The sequence below is a fragment of the Bradyrhizobium cajani genome, assembly GCF_009759665.1.
Lineage (GTDB): Bacteria > Pseudomonadota > Alphaproteobacteria > Rhizobiales > Xanthobacteraceae > Bradyrhizobium > Bradyrhizobium cajani.
This window is the reverse complement of the sequence record NZ_WQNE01000001.1, coordinates 339,618-356,041: the sequence shown is the minus strand read 5'-3', so window position 1 is coordinate 356,041 and position 16,424 is coordinate 339,618. Positions and strand designations below refer to the sequence as shown.

11 protein-coding genes are annotated in these 16,424 nt (G+C 65.1%); 7 read left to right on the top strand and 4 right to left on the bottom strand.

Features of this window, described 5'->3' with window-relative positions; genetic code table 11:
• Positions 1-375: 375 nt before the first annotated feature.
• The 3 genes from GPL20_RS01645 (at position 376) to GPL20_RS01635 (ending at position 4,200) form a co-directional block, all read left to right on the top strand.
• Positions 376-1,218, top strand: a complete 843-nt coding sequence (locus GPL20_RS01645) for a helix-turn-helix domain-containing protein (RefSeq protein ID WP_157327054.1) — start codon at positions 376-378, stop codon at positions 1,216-1,218.
• Positions 1,215-1,424 carry a hypothetical protein gene (locus GPL20_RS01640; RefSeq protein ID WP_157327053.1) on the top strand — a complete coding sequence of 70 codons (210 nt, stop codon included), beginning with the start codon at positions 1,215-1,217 and terminating at the stop codon, positions 1,422-1,424. Before GPL20_RS01645 ends, GPL20_RS01640 begins: the two co-directional genes overlap by 4 nt.
• A gap of 454 nt (positions 1,425-1,878) precedes the next feature.
• Positions 1,879-4,200 (top strand): molybdopterin guanine dinucleotide-containing S/N-oxide reductase, encoded by a 2,322-nt coding sequence (locus GPL20_RS01635; RefSeq protein WP_157327443.1) that lies wholly within the window; start codon positions 1,879-1,881, stop codon positions 4,198-4,200.
• Between the two features lie 986 nt (positions 4,201-5,186).
• Here GPL20_RS01635 and GPL20_RS01625 read toward each other — a convergent pair.
• The 3 genes from GPL20_RS01625 to GPL20_RS01615 form a co-directional block, all read right to left on the bottom strand.
• Positions 5,187-6,167, bottom strand: coding sequence for an AraC family transcriptional regulator (locus tag GPL20_RS01625; protein ID WP_157327052.1), 981 nt, complete (start codon positions 6,165-6,167; stop codon positions 5,187-5,189).
• Positions 6,168-6,383: 216 nt separating this feature from the next.
• Positions 6,384-7,091, bottom strand: coding sequence for a hypothetical protein (locus GPL20_RS01620; RefSeq protein WP_157327051.1), 708 nt, complete (start codon positions 7,089-7,091; stop codon positions 6,384-6,386).
• 118 nt (positions 7,092-7,209) lie between these two features.
• Positions 7,210-10,053 carry an ATP-binding protein gene (locus tag GPL20_RS01615; RefSeq protein WP_254125022.1) on the bottom strand — a complete coding sequence of 948 codons (2,844 nt, stop codon included), beginning with the start codon at positions 10,051-10,053 and terminating at the stop codon, positions 7,210-7,212.
• 380 nt (positions 10,054-10,433) lie between these two features.
• Between GPL20_RS01615 and GPL20_RS01610 the strand changes: the two genes are divergently transcribed.
• The 3 genes from GPL20_RS01610 (at position 10,434) to msrA (ending at position 12,282) form a co-directional block, all read left to right on the top strand.
• Entirely contained in the window at positions 10,434-11,123 is a 690-nt protein-coding gene (locus tag GPL20_RS01610; RefSeq protein WP_157327048.1) for a VOC family protein, read from the top strand.
• 125 nt (positions 11,124-11,248) lie between these two features.
• Positions 11,249-11,671 (top strand): OsmC family protein, encoded by a 423-nt coding sequence (locus GPL20_RS01605; protein WP_157327046.1) that lies wholly within the window; start codon positions 11,249-11,251, stop codon positions 11,669-11,671.
• 95 nt (positions 11,672-11,766) lie between these two features.
• Positions 11,767-12,282, top strand: coding sequence for a peptide-methionine (S)-S-oxide reductase MsrA (gene msrA / locus GPL20_RS01600; protein ID WP_157327044.1), 516 nt, complete (start codon positions 11,767-11,769; stop codon positions 12,280-12,282).
• Positions 12,283-12,300: 18 nt separating this feature from the next.
• Here msrA and GPL20_RS01595 read toward each other — a convergent pair whose 3' ends face one another.
• A complete protein-coding gene (locus tag GPL20_RS01595) occupies positions 12,301-15,132 on the bottom strand; it encodes an ATP-binding protein (RefSeq protein WP_347340015.1) in 2,832 nt (943 codons plus the stop codon).
• Between the two features lie 300 nt (positions 15,133-15,432).
• Here GPL20_RS01595 and GPL20_RS01590 point away from each other — a divergent pair, with 300 nt between their 5' ends.
• Positions 15,433-16,422 carry a Bug family tripartite tricarboxylate transporter substrate binding protein gene (locus tag GPL20_RS01590; protein WP_157327042.1) on the top strand — a complete coding sequence of 330 codons (990 nt, stop codon included), beginning with the start codon at positions 15,433-15,435 and terminating at the stop codon, positions 16,420-16,422.
• Positions 16,423-16,424 lie beyond the last annotated feature (2 nt).

Below are 16,424 nucleotides of genomic sequence, written 5' to 3'. Positions count from 1 at the left end.
ATTTGATTGCGCCGACAACATCCGGAAATGTGATTTTCGTGCTCTCTTGGAAGACGTTTCGCGCAGTTCAAATTCGCGCGAGCACGCTTGCGGAGCATTCTTCGGCAAAACAAGGGTTTTGCGTGAAATTGGGGTGCGGCGAGCGCGTCAACTTACCGCAGGGTGAGGTTCATTGGCCGGCGCGGCTCCGTGTCGGCACCGCGAGTGTCGGCGATGTTGCGATCATACCTAGGTATGACTCGGTCAACCCGAGAACTTATCGATGCACCCGCGCGTAGAATGGAGCGTGTGGGCCGTCGGACTAGTCTGTCCCCATGACATTCGGACAAGCCAGCGCGGCTTGCCGGATCGAAAACGGGACAAGGAGGTTCGACGATGTCGCTACAGATGTCACACCCGCAAGGCGCGAAGGATCATGTCGTCGGCTCGATCGACGTCTCGGCGATCGATGACCGGCGGACCGGGCCTGCGGGACGTCCGGATCGCACCGGCGGGAAGGCGATGACGCTCTCTCTCGTTCACCTCGATGTCGCTCTGGCCATCGAGGCGCCGGCGCCGGATGCGCGGAGATCTGCCGGCGACGAACGCGGCTTCAGGGTCTCGGCGAAACGCCTTGCGCGCGTCTCCGTCGAGGCCGATCGGGATGCCGGTGTCGGCGAATTCACGGACCCGGTGATGCGGCGCCTCTCCGATGCGCTCGCGGCAACCGAGGCCACCGATCATGCCCACTCCGCCATCCTTGCAGACGCGTTGCGTCTTGCCATCCTGACCCGCAGGGCCAGCCGGCAGACGGCCGCCGAACGCAGCGCGGTCGATCCGGCCGATGGCGAGCGATGCCGGTCGGTGCGGTCGCTGCAGAAATGGCGCCTCAAGCGCGTGTTGCAATATGTCGACGAGAATCTGAGCGGCAAGGTCACGTTGCAGCATCTCGCCACCGTTGCCGGCCTGAGCCGGATGCACTTTGCCGCGCAGTTCCGGGCGGCCGTCGGAATGCGGCCTCACGAATATCTGCTGAAGCGGCGGATCGAACGCGCTCAGGACCTGCTGAAGCGGGCCGACGTCTCGCTCGTCGACATCGCCTTGACCGTCGGATTCCAGACCCAGGCGCATTTCACCACGGTGTTCAAGCGTTTCGCCGGCGATACGCCGTATCAGTGGAGGAGCGCCTATCTCGCGCAATTCCTGCCGCTGCCGCGTGCCGGAGTGGGACCGTCATGAACAGTGTCGGCATTCAGGCCCTGTTGCTGCAGCTGATCGGCATTCACTCGGCGGTGGCGCACCATGAGGTCATGGGATTGTTCGAGATCGCCCGTGTTCTCGGCAATTCCTATCGCCTCGCAACTTCGGAGCCCGGTTCGGGCGCCCTCTATGGCCGCGTCACCTTCGACTTCTGCAGGACAATCGTCGCGGGGGCTGCGCGCTAGCAAGCGCATTTTCGAACCGGTCAGGATTTGCAGCTGAGAAAAAAAGGAGTAACCGACAATGAAACGATTTATCGTGGTTCTGGCGAGCGTGTTGCTCGCCGCGAGCGCGCTGACAAGCGCGGCAGAGGCGCGAAGCAGAGTCTCCGATGGTGCTCGCCTCAGTCTTGCTGGCGCTCGCTTTGCAAGCAACGGCAGCGGCGTCCGCGCGACGTCAGAATCCGCGGGCCGGCGCTGCTATTTCCCGACGGAGTGGCCGAAACTTCCGCCCTGGCCGCCTTTCTGCAACTAGATCGCTGCTGAATTCGCTGGTGTCCCATTGGCGCTCATTGCTCAGCGCGTGGGGACCCGGCGTTTCCTCAACCCTGATCACAATGACATTGAGGGGTGGATCAGTATACTGCCCGGCGGATTGTCAAGGTGCAGCCGGGCCGGGACCGGGATGAGGAATCAGATGATGGACGATACGATTGGTTTCCCCGACCCGGGCCTCGACCTCTCGGACGGCTTCAAGCCGCACACCTCGCATTGGGGTGTGTTCTCGGCGCGGCAAGGCGCGGCCGGGTTGGAGGTCAGGGCCTATGCGGGGGATCCCGACCCGAACGGCATCATCGACAACTTTCCCGGCGCGTTGCGCCACCAGGCGCGGATCGGCCAGCCGGCGATCCGCCGCGGCTGGCTCGAGCGCGGCCCCGGTCCGGATGATCGGCGCGGCCGCGATGAATTCGTCTCCGTGAGCTGGGAGAAGGCGCTCGATCTCCTCGGCGACGAGTTGGCACGCATCCGCGACACGCGCGGGCCCGGCGCCGTGTTCGGCGGCTCCTATGGCTGGTCGAGCGCGGGGCGCTTCCATCACGCCCAGAGCCAGGTGCATCGCTTCCTCAACATCGCGATGGGCGGCTACGTGCGCTCGGTGAACACCTATTCCTCCGGTGCGTCCTCAGTGCTGCTGCCGCAGATCCTCTGCGGCTACGAGGACATCACCAAGCGCAACGTGACCTGGGAGCAGATCGCGACCGAGACCGACATCGTGCTGGCGTTCGGTGGCATGGCGCTGAAGAACTCCATGGTGGCCGGCGGTTCCATCAGCAAGCATGTCGAGCGCGGCGCGATGGAAGCTGCGCGCCGTCGCGGCTGCGAGTTCATCCTGGTCAGCCCGCTGCGCGACGATCTGCCGGTCGAGGCCGGTGCCGAATGGATGACTTGCGTGCCAGGCACCGACACCGCGCTGATGCTCGGCGTCGTCCACACGCTGGTGAGCGAAGGCCTGCACGATCAGTCTTTCCTCGATCGCTACACCGAAGGATGGCCGGTCTTTCTGCGCTATCTCACCGGTGAGAGCGATGGGCAAGCGAAGCACGCCGAATGGGCGGCCGCGATCTGCGGCGTCGACGCGGAGACGATCCGCACGCTGGCACGTCGGCTTGCCGGCAAGCGTGCGCTCATCACCGTCTCCCATTCGCTCCAGCGCGCCGAACATGGCGAGCAGCCGGTGTGGATGGGCATGGTGCTGGCCGCCGCGCTCGGTCAGATCGGTCTTCCCGGCGGCGGCTATGCCTATTCGCTCGGAGCGATCGGCTATTACGGCCGCCGCGTCAACGACGTCCCGGGGCCGACGCTGGGGCAGGGCCGCAATGGCGTCAGGGACTTCATTCCGGTGGCGCGCATCGCCGACATGCTGCTCAACCCTGGCACCACCTATCGCTACAACGGCGAGACGCGCACCTATCCGGACATCCGCCTCGTCTATTGGGCCGGCGGCAATCCCTTCCATCATCACCAGGACATCAACCGCCTGCGCAAGGCCTTTGCAAAGGTCGACACGCTGGTCGTGCACGAACTCGCCTGGACCGCGACGGCGCGGCACGCCGATATCGTGCTGCCCTCGACGATGACGCTCGAACGCGAGGACATCGGCTACTCCTCCAACGATGCCTTGATGGTCGCCATGCACGAGATCGCCGAGCCGTTCGGTTTGGCGCGCGACGACTACGAGATTTTCGTCGATCTTGCCGAGCGTCTCGGGGCGCGTGAACCCTTCACCGAGGGGCGTACGTCGCGGCAGTGGCTCGAGCATCTGTATGAGCCGACCCGAGCCTCGCTCGAAGCGCGCGGTCTCGAGGCCCCAAGCTTCGAGGAATTCTGGCGGCGCGGCAGCCTCGTCGTGCCGCAGCAGCCCGACGATGGCGGCCGGCTGCGGCGCTTTCGCGAAGATCCGGTCAATCACGCCCTGCCGACGCCGAGCGGCCGCATCGAGATCTTTTCGCAAAAGATCGCGGACCATGGCGATGCGGATTGCCCCGGCCATCCGGTCTGGCTGGAGAAGACCGACATGCCGAAACCGGGCGCGCCGTGCTTCCTGGTCGCCAACCAGCCGGTGACGCGCCTGCACAGCCAGCTCGATTTCGGTGGACATTCGCTTGGCGCCAAACATCGCGGCCGCGAGGTCGCGCGCATGAACCCGCGTGACGCGAATGCACGCGGCATCAAGGATGGCGACATCATCCGCCTGTTCAACGACCGCGGCGCCTGCCTCGCCGCGGTCCACGTCACCGACGGCATCGCGCCCGGCGTCGTCCAGCTTCCGACCGGGGCCTGGTACGATCCCGAAGCCCCCGAGGACGATGCGCCGCTCTGCGTCCACGGCAATCCGAACGTGCTGACCCGCGACATCGGCACCTCGTCCTTCGCGCAAGGCTGCACGGGGCAGCTCACCGCGGTCGAAGTGGAGAAGTTCACGGGCAATCTGCCGCCGATCCGGGCATTCGATCCGGTGTAGGGGCGGTCCGTAGCCGGATGGAGCCAACGGGTCGGCGCGAAGCGCCGCCCGATGAGAGGCTCCGCGTAATCCGGGAGCTTTCGCTCGGCATCGGCACTTTCCCGGATTACGCTTCCGCTCCATCCGGGCGACGCGTCCGCCTGTGTCGCCATCTGTCAATCCCAGCACGCAAAAACATTCCGCTTTACCGAATTTCGGAATTGGCGTATGTGTCGCCCATCCCGGCTCACCCTTGAGGGGCGGTCATGTGTCGTGATGGTCGCAGGGCCGGGCCTGCGGTGGACGCGGCAGCGTCGGGCGCGAGAGGTCAAGGGCAGGGCGGATTGCTCTCCGTGAGCCCGAGACCGCGCGCGGACGAACGGCGCTGTCAGGTTCGTCTCGCCTGTAAGTTTCCAGCTTGGTCGACAGGGCTGGGAAAACTGCGGCGAACAGCGCGCCGTGCGTACGGCAAAACCGTGTGGTCCTGGCCGTCGTTGCTACGGTCAAGCCCTGGCGGATGCGGCAGTCGCGTCAACCGGCGCGGTGCCGGCGACTTTCGCGAAGGTGAGGGAGGCCAGAAGGAACTCGGCTCCCGGGAGAGCACGGCATAAGCCGTCCAACCATCGCGCAGGGAAGGCCGTGTGTTGGGCTTCACCTGTATGCTGCTGTGCGGTTTCTCTGCGCTACATCTCGCGCAGCGGACCGCGGGTGCTAGCTGGCACCCGGCCTTCCCTGCGCCCTCTTGGATCAAGGGGGTGGCGCGACGAAGCAAAGCTCGGGTGAAATGCGCCGCGAGGATGCGAGGGTGTGTCTGCGATTCAAAATGTTAGCCGGAGGAGCGACGCTGTTGCCTCATACTCCGTCATTGCGAGCGCAGCGAAGCAATCCAGAATCCCTCCGCGGAAAGACTCTGGATTGCTTCGCTGCGCTCGCAATGACGGTGTGGAAGGAGCGAGCGGCCCACTCCACTCTCGATCCCACGCCGTTTGTCAATTCGCCGGAATGAGCTACGCGGCAGCGGCGATCCAGTCCCTGTCCGAAGCAGCACGCCGCCGCGGAGGCGCTTCGAGCTCAGGCCGCTCGCCTTTGTTGGCGAGGCGCCAGCGTGCCGGAGGCTGGCCGCTGATGCGCCTGAAGACGGTTGAAAAATGAGCCTGCGTGCTGAATCCCACGGCGAGTGCGATCTCGGTCAAGGGCCGCTCGGTCGTTGCAAGCAGCATCTTCGCGTGCTCGACCCGGTGATTGAGCAGATATTCGCGCGGACGATAGCCGGTCGCAGCACGGAATTGGGCCGCGAAATGCATTCTGGACAAGCCTGCCACATGGGCGAGCTCAGACAGGCTGATGCAGCGCTCGAAATGATCGGCGATATACCGCTCGACACGCCGCAACCGCCACTTCGGCAAGGCGTTGACCCTGGCGCGTGGCGGCTCCAGCCGGGCGAGATGCATCGCAAGGGTCTGGCCGATGCAGTGCGCGAATTCGCGGTCCGCAGCATCGCCGTGCTCGACCAGCGCCTTGACGAGCTCGGCAGCGAGCGGATCGCGCAGCAGAACGAGATCGTCGAGCGTTTCGGTCGTTGGCAATTGCGCCGGGAAATGATCCGCGGAGATCAGGACGTGCACAAAGGCGCAAGGCGACTGGAATTGTGCGGCGAGAGACCTCGACGGCGCGCTGACATAGAGCGTGCCCGCGGGCATGGTGCCGTCGAAAACGATCTGACGATCCCGGGTCAGCTTCGCGCGCGTCGTCGTGAGGGCGATGCCGACGAAATAGCGATCCTCAGGCGTCGTCGCTTCATGCGACGAAGCCTCCCGCGAATCTTCCCATCGCGAGATCATGATGTCCTCAATGGCCGCCTCCGTGCGATCGATCCGGCGCCATCCGCTTTCCCGGACGATTGCCTGCGTCTCGTGGGAGACCTCGAGATCGCATCGGCTGCCGGGAAATTGCATCCAGGCACGCGCGGCCTGCAAATCGGTCAACATCGTTCGTCCTCTCTCGGCTTCGCGGCCGCTTGCGGCGGCCGGCGAACGCACAAGTCCTGCGTTCGCTATGGTCGGAGAATAGGCGCGAGCGCGCCAGGACGCTCGTTAGTGGTGATTAGGAGTTGTTAGTTGTTGTGTGAGCGAGCGGTGCGACAGCTGGCCGCAGGACGGTTGATTCCATGGAAGCTTTTCAATTCATCGCATCAATCGCCGTCGCTACTCGAAGGCGGCGTCGAAGATCTCGACGTCCATCAGCACGGGTTTGGCGATTGCGGTTCCGTCAGGGCGCAGCGTCTGCGTACGCCGAAGCGTCGGCACAACGAGGCCGCCGAAGCTGTCATGAGCCCAGGAGAAATGTGCGACCTTCATCCCGAAGAGGTCGTGATCCATCCGCCGTTGCAGGGCGTTCTCGTCGAAATAGAAGGTCTGCTCTTGCGCGAGCATGATCAGGTGTGCGGGGAATTGCGCCCGCAGCCGCCGCCACGTTTCGCTGTTCTCGCGCCATGGCGTCAGCTCCTCCACCACGACATCGGGATGGGCAAGCAGGAACGGCGTCGTCAGATGATTCCAGATCGCGACGCCGCAGAAGAAGACGAGGTGCAGTTCGTCCGCGAGCGCAGGGAGGCCGGCCTCGGGAAACGCAAGGCTCGGATTGCGCCAGGTCCGCAGGACCTCACCATCTAGGTCCTCGATCGTAATGGCATCCGGTTGAAAGGAGCCCGAATGTTCGCCCCCGGTGATGCCGGTGAAGCGGACCGATTGCGCCCGCGTCGAGCCTTCCGCCGTCACATCCTTGAATTCCCTGGCGTGCCCGGCGCTGGAGACCAGCGTTCCGCCGACCGAAAGATGGAGCGTGAACCGGTCCAGACTGTTCCAGCGGGACATTCCGCCGCTGGCATCGATTACGTCGTCAAGAAGCGCCATGTCCCGCCGTGTCCACCGTGAGGTGCCACCACCATGGCGGGCCGTATGCGGCTTGGCGTGTTAGAATTTGTTAGGAGTTGCGAGCGTGCAGTATCGTCATATCCCGTTGAAGATACTCTCAATTCGGGGCGCCCAGGAGTCCCCTTGCGGCGACCAGATCGCGGCTCAGCAAGCCCTCCTGATACCGCGCGACGAGGGGACCGAGCAGGGCGCGCGCATCGCCGGCCCTGCCGGCCTGCTGCCAGATGCGGCCGAGGCTGATCGCTCCGCGGAGCTCCCAGCCGAGTGCGCCTTGCCGCCGCGACAGATCGAGCGATTTGAGGAGATGGCGCTCGGCCTCCGCCGCGTTGCCCGACCGGGCGAGGATGTCGCCCTTGACCCTGAGCATCTCCGGCATGTCGAAGGATTCGCCGTGATCGGGGACCTCGGCGATGGCCTCGTTGATCGTCTGCAAGGCCTCGTCGGGCTGGTTCTGGGCGGCAAGACCCTCCGCGAGCGCCGTTGCAAACACCGTCGTCATGATCCGGTGCCGCGTTGCGTACAGCGTGGCCTGGCTGCGGCGCAGGTGCTCGATGCCGCCGGCGACGTCACCGCGGCGCAGCAGCAGCTCGCCCTTCTGGCCGATGCCGACCGCATGATAGGGGCCGAGGAAGTGCCGCGCCGAATGATCGATCAGCCGGTCGATCAGGATTTCGGCATCGGCCCAGTCGCCGACCCAGAGGAAGACGTAGATCGTCCAGATCAGGGAAATACCGAGCGTGAGCGGCTGCTCGAGCAGCTCGGCCTCGCGAACGGTGTATCTGGCCGCCTCGATCGCACGGTCGGGCCGGCCGGTGAGCCAGAGCCCGCGCGCCAGCGCCACCAGCGCGACGATGCGGTCGTCATAACCGAGATGCCCGATGTTCAGCCGCTGCGAGGCCGGATTATGCACCATCGCGCTCTGGCAGAACTGCACCGCTTTATCCTGGTTGCCGATCAGATGATGCGCGACGCCCAGCATCCATTCGACGTTCAGCGTGCTGGCCGGATCGTTCAGCTTCCGCGCAACGCTCTCGCCTTGCTCGCCGGTCCCGAGCGCGCCGTGAAAATCTCCGATCCGCGTCAGGTAGATGTGCAATCCGCGCAGCAGCCAGAGCTGCCAGTGCAGATCCTCCAGCTCCCGTGCAAGCTCGAGGCTGCGCGTGAATGCCGAACGGACCGCTTCGGTATTGCCCTGCGTGAACATCACGGAGACGCCGAGCGCGGCCTGCAACGTCATCTCGTGACGGGCGTCCATCGCGTCGGCATCGGGAGATGCCAGCGCCTGCTGCGTCCAGCGGTGGCATTCGGTCAGCAAGGTCAGCTCGAGGAAGAACTGGGTTGCCGAGGCCGCCAGCTCCACGCCGATTGTCCGGTCGCCGCGGTCCGAAAAGCTCCAGTTCAAGGCGGCCCGGACATTGGGCAGGTGGTCGGCATAGGGAAGGAAGCCGCCCGCGCTCTGCATGCCCGTGGACTTGACGGCAATGTCGCGCAGGAAATCGCGGAAATATTCGGCGTGGGCGCGCGCGACGCGGTCAGCTTCGCCGTTCTCGACGAGCTTGTCGCCGACGAAGGCGCGGGTGGTGTCGAGCAGACGATAGCGCAGCCGCCGCTCCGCGGGCGAGGTCGCGATCAGGGATTTGGAGAGCAGATTCGAGATCGCCTCGATCGCCTCGGGCTCACGGATGCCCTGGCAGGATGCGACTGCGATCGCGGCTTCCAGGGTGAACGGCCCGACGAACACCGACAACCCGCGCAGCGCCGCGCTTTCGGCTGCCGGCAGCAGGTCGTAGCTCCAGGCGAGCGCTGCGCTCAGGGTCTGGTGCCGCGGAATCGCGGTGCGCCGTCCGCGCCACAGCAGCGAGAAGCGGTTGTCGAGCAGCGAGGCGGTCCCGGCGATGCCATAGGCGTTCACGCGTCCGGCCGCGAGCTCGATCGCGAGCGCGATGCCGTCCAGCCGCCGGCAGATCTCCGCGACGAGCGGCGCATCCTCCTCGCTCAGTTCGAACTCGCTCAGGCTCTCGGCAATGCGTTCGACGAAGAGCTGGCTGGCGGGATAGGCCAGGATATCGGCGATGCCGAGCCCGTCGCGCTGCGGCGGGCAATCCAGCGGAAACAACCGGTGCACGCGCTCGGCTTCGGTGCGGAAGGATTCGCGGCTGGTGGCGAGAATGTGCAGTCCGGGCGCTTCCTGGACGATGCGCTCGGCCAGCGGCGCGAGCTCGTCGAGGATGTGTTCGCAACTGTCAAAGACGAGCAGCGTTCGCCGGCTGCGCAGGAACGTCAGCAGGCCCGGAATCGGGTCCTCGGAGTTGACGGTCAGGCCGAGCGTGGCCGCAATCGCCCCGGGAACGAGCCTTGTATCCGTCAGCGCGCCGAAATCGACGAAGCTCACCTGCCCGTCGAACGCCGCGAGCTCGCCATGCGCCACGGCAAGCGCGACCGAAGTCTTGCCGATCCCGCCGGGGCCGACGATGGTCACGAAGCGATGCAGGGCAAGCTCGGCGGAAATCCTCTCGACCGCATCGTCTCGACCGATCATCTTCGCGAGCGGCGGGGGGAGTGCGCGGGGCGACGAGACGGCCGGGCTGATGCGGCTTTCCGAAGATGCCGGGCGAAGCAGCGGGGCCGCGAAGCAATAGCCGCGACCCGGTACGTTGACGACGTAGCGGGAGCCTTCGCCGACATCTCCCAGGGCCTTGCGCAGAGTCGTGATGTGGAAGCGCAGGCTGCCTTCGTCGACAGTCACGTCGGCCCAGACGCGCTTGATCAACTCCCGCTTGTCCACGACCTCGCCGGCGCGCTCGGCGAGAAAAATGAGGATGTCGAGCGCGCGGCCGCCAAGGGGAAGCGGGACGCCGTCCTTCTGGAGCAGGCGCGACTTGGCAAACAACCGGAATGGTCCGAAGGAGATGGCCGAATCTTGGTCGTTAGTGTCCGCCACGCGTCGATGATTCCAGTGGAAGGGGCTGCCGTCTGCGCTGTGATCTATCAGAACGAGGTCGTGAGTAAACTGGCCGAAAGTGGCGAAATCGCGCGGCAATTGGCCGATCGCACGGGCACGATTCGTCGCAAATCTTGCTTAAACGCGAGCAGTCTGCGGCGCGATCGGAACGACTCGTCAGTGGGGCTGACCGTCGCGATGAGCACGGGCTTGCGAAGGTGTGATGCCGCCGATCATAACAGAATCTTGCAACGTCTAACGCGCAAAACGCGGCCGGTGGATGCACTATGCGCGCCGCATGACAATCGTCTCCGCTCACAACGGCTCACGAAGACGAGCGGGCTCGCCCCGAACCCGCGTCTCAGACCAGGGAGGTCGACATGGCTACTATCGAAATCGAGCGCGCGGCCGCGGCCAAGCCTTCGAAAATGCGTAACATCGATCTGAAGCTCGAGATCGTCGTCATTCCCGTGTCCGATGTCGACCGCGCCAAGGCGTTCTATGCGCGCCTCGGCTGGCGGCTGGACGCTGATTTTGCCGCCGGTGATGATTGGCGCGTGATCCAGTTCACGCCGCCCGGCTCGGCCTGCTCGGTGATCTTCGGCAGGAACGTGACCGCGGCAGCGCCCGGTTCGGCGCGCGGCCTGTACCTGATCGTCTCCGATCTGGAGGCGGCGCGACAGGATCTGCTCGATCGCGACATCGAGGTCAGTGAACCCTTCCATGGTGCCGGCGATGTTCACGCCGGGTCGGACGAGCCATACCTGTTCGGCAGTGTTCGGGTCAGCGGCGCTGACCCGAAGCGCGGCAGCTACAGCTCATTTGCCGCGTTCAGCGATCCCGACGGCAACGGCTGGCTGTTCCAGGAGGTCACGACACGATTGCCCGGACGCATCGCGGCCGACGGCACGACGTTCGCATCGCAGGTCGAACTGGCTGCGGCGTTGCGCCGCGCCGCGGTGGCGCATGGTGAGCACGAGAAGCGGATCGGCGCGCACGACGAGAGTTGGGTCGACTGGTACGCCGACTACATTGTTCGTGAGCAGGCCGGTCAGCCGCTGCCATCCTGAGGTCGTCAGCACGGATATTATGATTGATGCAAGCGATTGACGGAACCGCTTCGGCGCGCGACCGGTTGGAAATCATCAGTAGGGCGCCAGGCTGAACGATCCGCAAGTAAAGCAGGAGAAATGAGATGATCCGCAAGGCGAAGGCAGTATGGAAGGGCACTGGCCGCGATGGCAGCGGCCATTTGTCGAGCGAATCCGGCGTGCTCGACGAGACGGCCTATTCGTTCAAGACCCGCTTCGAGAACGAGAAGGGGACCAATCCCGAAGAGTTGATCGCGGCGGCCCATGCCGGCTGCTTCACCATGGCGCTGGCCTTCGGCCTTCAGCTCGCCGGCTTCACGCCGGACGAGCTTTCGACGGAAGCCGCCGTCACGCTCGAGCCCGAAGGCAAGGGCTTCAAGATCAGCACGTCTGCGCTGACCTTGCGCGCGAAGGTGCCGAAGCTAGACGAGGCCGGCTTCGCCCGCATCGCCGGCGAGGCCGAGAAGAACTGCCCGGTGTCGAAGGTGCTCAACGCCGCGATTACGCTTGACGCCAAGCTGGTCTAATTGCGAGCTTTGAGTTGCCCATCTCACGCCCGCCGGTCGAGATCATCTCGGCCGGCGGGCAGAGGACGACAGAGCGATCAACCGGGAGCGGACATATGACGACGGAGCGCGCAGTTTTGGCCGGAGGCTGCTTCTGGGGCATGCAGGATCTCATCCGCGGGCAGCCAGGTGTGATCTCGACCCGCGTCGGCTACACCGGCGGCAAGGTGAAGAACGCCACCTATCGCAACCACGAAGGTCACGCCGAGGCGATCGAGATCATCTTCGATCCCGCGAAGACGAGCTTCCGGACCATGCTGGAGTTCTTCTTCCAGATCCATGATCCGACAACGCTCAACCGTCAGGGCAATGATCTGGGCACGAGCTACCGCTCGGCGATCTTCTACACCAGCGACGAGCAGAATCGGATTGCCGAAGACACCATCGCCGATGTCGAGGCGTCGGGTCTATGGCCCGGCGCGGTGGTGACCGAGGTCGCGCCCGCCGGCGAATTCTGGGAAGCCGAGCCGGAGCATCAGGATTATCTCGAGCGTTACCCGGACGGCTACACCTGTCATTTCATCCGACCCGACTGGAAGTTGCCGCGGCGGACGGTTGGGGTGGGAGGCTGAACGCCTCGTAGCGGCCGGTCAGGTTCGCAATTGCGCGATCAGCTCGCGGGCGATGCGCATGTCGGCGATGTCGGAGCCCTCGGCGAACGTCCCGCTTACCTTGTCGAGAACCGCTCGAGCTTCTGCATTCCGCCCAGCTCCGATCACGGACCGGGCGAGGCTGGTTGCGCATCGCAACTCCCAGAAGCGGGCGCCCTGCTGGGCGGCAATGTCCATGGCCTCGCGAAAGCGCGCGTCGGCGTCCAATGAGTGTCGTGGGCTCTTGAGCATCAACTCGCCCTTGATGCGGATCAGCTCCGGGAGATACCAGTGCTCCTGGCGATCGTTGCAGCGCGCCAGTATGTCCTCGATCATGTCCAGGCCGCGATCGGCCTGATCGGCCTCGCCAAAACATGCGGCAAGTTCGCCGAGGAGAGGCAGAAACCGCGGCAGGAAGCGCGCGTCGCCGGCGCGGTTGAGCTCCTCGCGCAGCAGCGGCAGGCCCGTCGCGACGTCGCCGCGCTTCGCAGTGACCGCCGCGTTGAAGGCGCGTGCCCACAGGCCCCACAGCCGGATGGCATGGCGCTCGGTGTGCTCGAGCAGTTCGGTCCCGTGGCGTTCTGCGGCATCCAGATCGCCGGCCCAGAAGGCGATCGGGCAGGCGGCCTGTCCCAGCACGCTACAGAAGGTCAGCGCGTGGCCGTTGGCGCGGCCCTCCTCGATGTTTCTGGCGGCAAGCGCCCGGGCCTGATCGGCGAGGCCTTGCAGCCACAGGATGCGCGCCCGGAAATACTGCGTCGATATCCGGAGGTCGAGCGGGAAGATCTTCGGCTTCGCCGCCAGCACGTGCAGCGATGCGCCCACCCGGTCGATGCGCAGCCGTGCGTCGTTCTGGTCGCCGAGATAGTGCAGCGCGACGGCCATCAGCCGATCGCCCAGCATGAGGTCGGTCTTGTCGGGCGAGTTCGCCGCCGCGTCCGCAAAACGATCGGCGAGAGCGCGGGCCTTGCCGAACTGTCCGTTGTTGAACTGGTCGATGCACAGGCCCCACAGCGCGCGCAGCCGGAAATCCTTGTCGTCGAGCTTCTCAGCCAGCTCGAGAGTCGTCTCGAGGATCGGGCGCGCCTCGCGCGCGCGGCCCTCACCATACATCAGCGACCAGCCAAGTGCGGACAGGAGCTGCATGCGGATGCGGTCGTCGGCGCCGGTGTCGCCGAGCGCCGCCAGTGCCATCCTGCTGCGTTCGCGGCATTCGGCGAACAATGAAAGACGCACCCACAGCGTGACTGCGGCCGCCGTCAGTGCGATCCCGAGCGCAGCGTCGCCATCGGGCGCGAAGGCCCAGTCCAGCGCCGCACGTACATTGTCCAGCTCCGCGCCGTAGACGCTCAGCCATTCGGGCAGCGGAGTTGATGTGTCGGCCTCCGCGCGCTCGAAGAAATCGCGAAAATGCGCCGCGTGGCGCCGCGCGAACTGCCTGGTTTCACCCAGCTCGTTCAGCTTCCCGAGCGCGTAGGTGCGCGTGGTGTCGAGCAGGCGATAGCGCAGCGTCCGCGAGCCGGACGGCGAGATCAGCGATTTGGTGACCAGGCTGTCGATCGCCTCCAGCGTCTCCGATACGCTGAGACCGTCGCCGGATGCGACCGCGGCAGCGGCCTCCGGCGCAAAGGGCCCGACGAAGACCGACAGCCTGCGCAAGGTCGCGCTCTCCGCCGCAGGCAGGAGATCGTAGCTCCAGTCCAGAGCCGCAGCGAGCGTCTGGTGTCGCGGCACGGCGGTGCGCCGTCCCCGCCATTGCAGCGAGAAGCGGCTGTCGAGCAGGGATGCGGTGCCTGCGATGCCATAGGCATTGACGCGCCCCGCCGCGAGCTCGATCGCGAGCGCAATGCCGTCGAGGCGCCGGCACATGCTTGCGACAAGCGGCGCCTCTTCCGCACTGAGCTGGAACGGACCCGAGCTCTGGGCAATGCGTTCGACGAAGAGTTGAGCCGCGGGGTAGGCGAGGACGTCCGCCACGTTCAGGCCGTCGCGTTCGGGCGGACAGTCCAGCGGGAAGAGCCTGAAGATCCGCTCGCCTTCGCTGCGGAACGACTCGCGGCTGGTTGCGAGAACGCGAAGCTGCGGTGCTTCGCGAACGATGCGCTCGACGAGCGGTGCCAGCGTATCCAGCACATGTTCGCAACTGTCGAAGATCAGGAGGGCCGGGCTTGCCTTCAGGAAGGTCAGCAGCGCCGGGCTCGGATCCTCCGCGCTGACGGTCAATCCGAGCGCGGAGGCAATGGTCGTTGCAACATGGCCGGGGTCTCTCAGCGGACCAAAGTCGACGAAGAAAACGCGTCCGCCGAAATCCGCCGATCGGCGGTGCCCGACGGCGATGGCGACGGCGGTCTTGCCGATGCCGCCCGGGCCGACCACGGTCATGAAGCGATAGAGCGAAAGCCCGTTCGAGATCTTCTCGATGACTTCCTCTCGCCCGACCATCTTCGCAAGCTGAGCGGGCAGGGAACGCGGAGGAGCGATGTCGACCGAGACGGGCGGGGTCGCCTGGGCGAGAGACGCGACGAAGCAATAGCCGCGGCCGGGCACATTGACGACGTAACGAGCCGACTTGCCGGTATCGCCGAGTGCCTTGCGCAATGATGCGACGTGGAAGCGCAGACTGCCCTCGTCGACATTGACGTTGGCCCAGATGCGCTTGACCAGCTCCCTCTTGTCGATGACCTCACCGGGGCGCTCGGCCAGGAAGATGAGAATATCGAGCGCGCGGCCGCCGACATGAAGCGGCGTGCCCTCCTTCTCCAAGAGCCGGGACTTTGGAAACAGTCGAAATGGCCCAAATGAAATGGCCGAGTCTTCGCTACGATCTGGCACGCGCCATTGCCCCCTCGACGGGAGTCAAAAGGTATTGGCTTCTCGTCTATCAGAACGAGGCGTACAGTAAACTGGCCGAAAGCAATGGGTGGGGCTGACAGCCCTGCGCGGATCGCTGAGGTCCGCCAGCTTGCCGAAATAATGCTGGAAAAGGAATGGCTTAGGCCGGTGGGCCGGACTCACGACGGTCTGGCTCTGGCCGACATGGGCCCATTGACGGCGGCGGCGGATTGCTGCGATTGAACGCTCTGACCGGCCGGTCCCGCCTCGGCCGTGATTGCCGACTTCCGGAATTCGAACATGCCTTTCCTCTCGCGGCGACAGTTCGTCCATGCGCTGTCCGGCGCGGCGGCGTTCGCCGCAATGTCGCGCAGCGGACGAGCCGCCGACTATCCATCGCGTCCCATACGATTGGTGATCCCGTACGGAGCCGGCGGCTCGGGAGACCAGATCGGGCGCCCCTGGGTCGACAAGATGTCCTCGCTGCTCGGGCCGACCTTCGTCGAATATATCGGTGGTGCCGGCGGCGCGATCGGCACCGCGATGGTCGTGCGCGAAGAGCCTGACGGCCACTCGCTGCTGCTCGGCAACGGCAGCACGCAGGTCATCATCCCGCTGACGTCGTCAAATCCCGGTTATTCGGTCGGCGATTTCCGCGCCATCTATCGCCTGATCAACAGTGCGCTGGTGTTCGCCATCCATCCATCGGTGCCTGCCGCAAATCTGCGCGAGCTGATCGCCTATGCGAAGGACAATCCGGGAAAGCTGTCCTACGGGACTCCTGGGGTTGCCACCGGAAATCATCTGGTCGGAGAAGCGTTCAAGCAGCAGGCGGGCGCGCCGGATATCGTCCACGTTCCGTATCGGGGCATCGCGCAGGCGACCAACGACCTCGTCAGCGATCAGATATCGCTCGTCATTGCCGTCATGTCGGTCCAATTGCAGCAATTGAGTCGCGCCGGCAAAATCCGGCTGCTTGCGGTCACCACTGAAAAGCGGCTCAGCGGCGCGCCGGAAATCCCGACGGCCATCGAATCCGGCATGCCGGATCTGAGATATGAGGGATGGTTCGGCCTGTTCGCGCCGAGGCCAACCGATGATGCGATCATCGATCGGATCGCCCAGGCGACGCGCCTGGCCATGGCCGATCCAGCGCTTCAGGCGAGCTATCGCGCTCAAGGCATGGAGCCGGACGGCGATTCGAGCCCCGACAAATTCCAGCGCATCGTCGAGGCGACATCGGCAAGCCTGGCGCCCGTGATCAAATCGATCGGATTGAGCAATCTGTGAGA

Coding starts and splice junctions, on each gene's coding strand:
- GPL20_RS01640 (WP_157327053.1), top strand. CDS start 1,215: ATGAACAGTGTCGGCATTCAGGCCCTGTTGCTGCAGCTGATCGGCATT.
- GPL20_RS01590 (WP_157327042.1), top strand. CDS start 15,433: ATGCCTTTCCTCTCGCGGCGACAGTTCGTCCATGCGCTGTCCGGCGCG.
- GPL20_RS01605 (WP_157327046.1), top strand. CDS start 11,249: ATGATCCGCAAGGCGAAGGCAGTATGGAAGGGCACTGGCCGCGATGGC.
- GPL20_RS01625 (WP_157327052.1), bottom strand. CDS start 6,167: ATGTTGACCGATTTGCAGGCCGCGCGTGCCTGGATGCAATTTCCCGGC.
- GPL20_RS01620 (WP_157327051.1), bottom strand. CDS start 7,091: ATGGCGCTTCTTGACGACGTAATCGATGCCAGCGGCGGAATGTCCCGC.
- GPL20_RS01610 (WP_157327048.1), top strand. CDS start 10,434: ATGGCTACTATCGAAATCGAGCGCGCGGCCGCGGCCAAGCCTTCGAAA.
- msrA (WP_157327044.1), top strand. CDS start 11,767: ATGACGACGGAGCGCGCAGTTTTGGCCGGAGGCTGCTTCTGGGGCATG.
- GPL20_RS01645 (WP_157327054.1), top strand. CDS start 376: ATGTCGCTACAGATGTCACACCCGCAAGGCGCGAAGGATCATGTCGTC.
- GPL20_RS01635 (WP_157327443.1), top strand. CDS start 1,879: ATGGACGATACGATTGGTTTCCCCGACCCGGGCCTCGACCTCTCGGAC.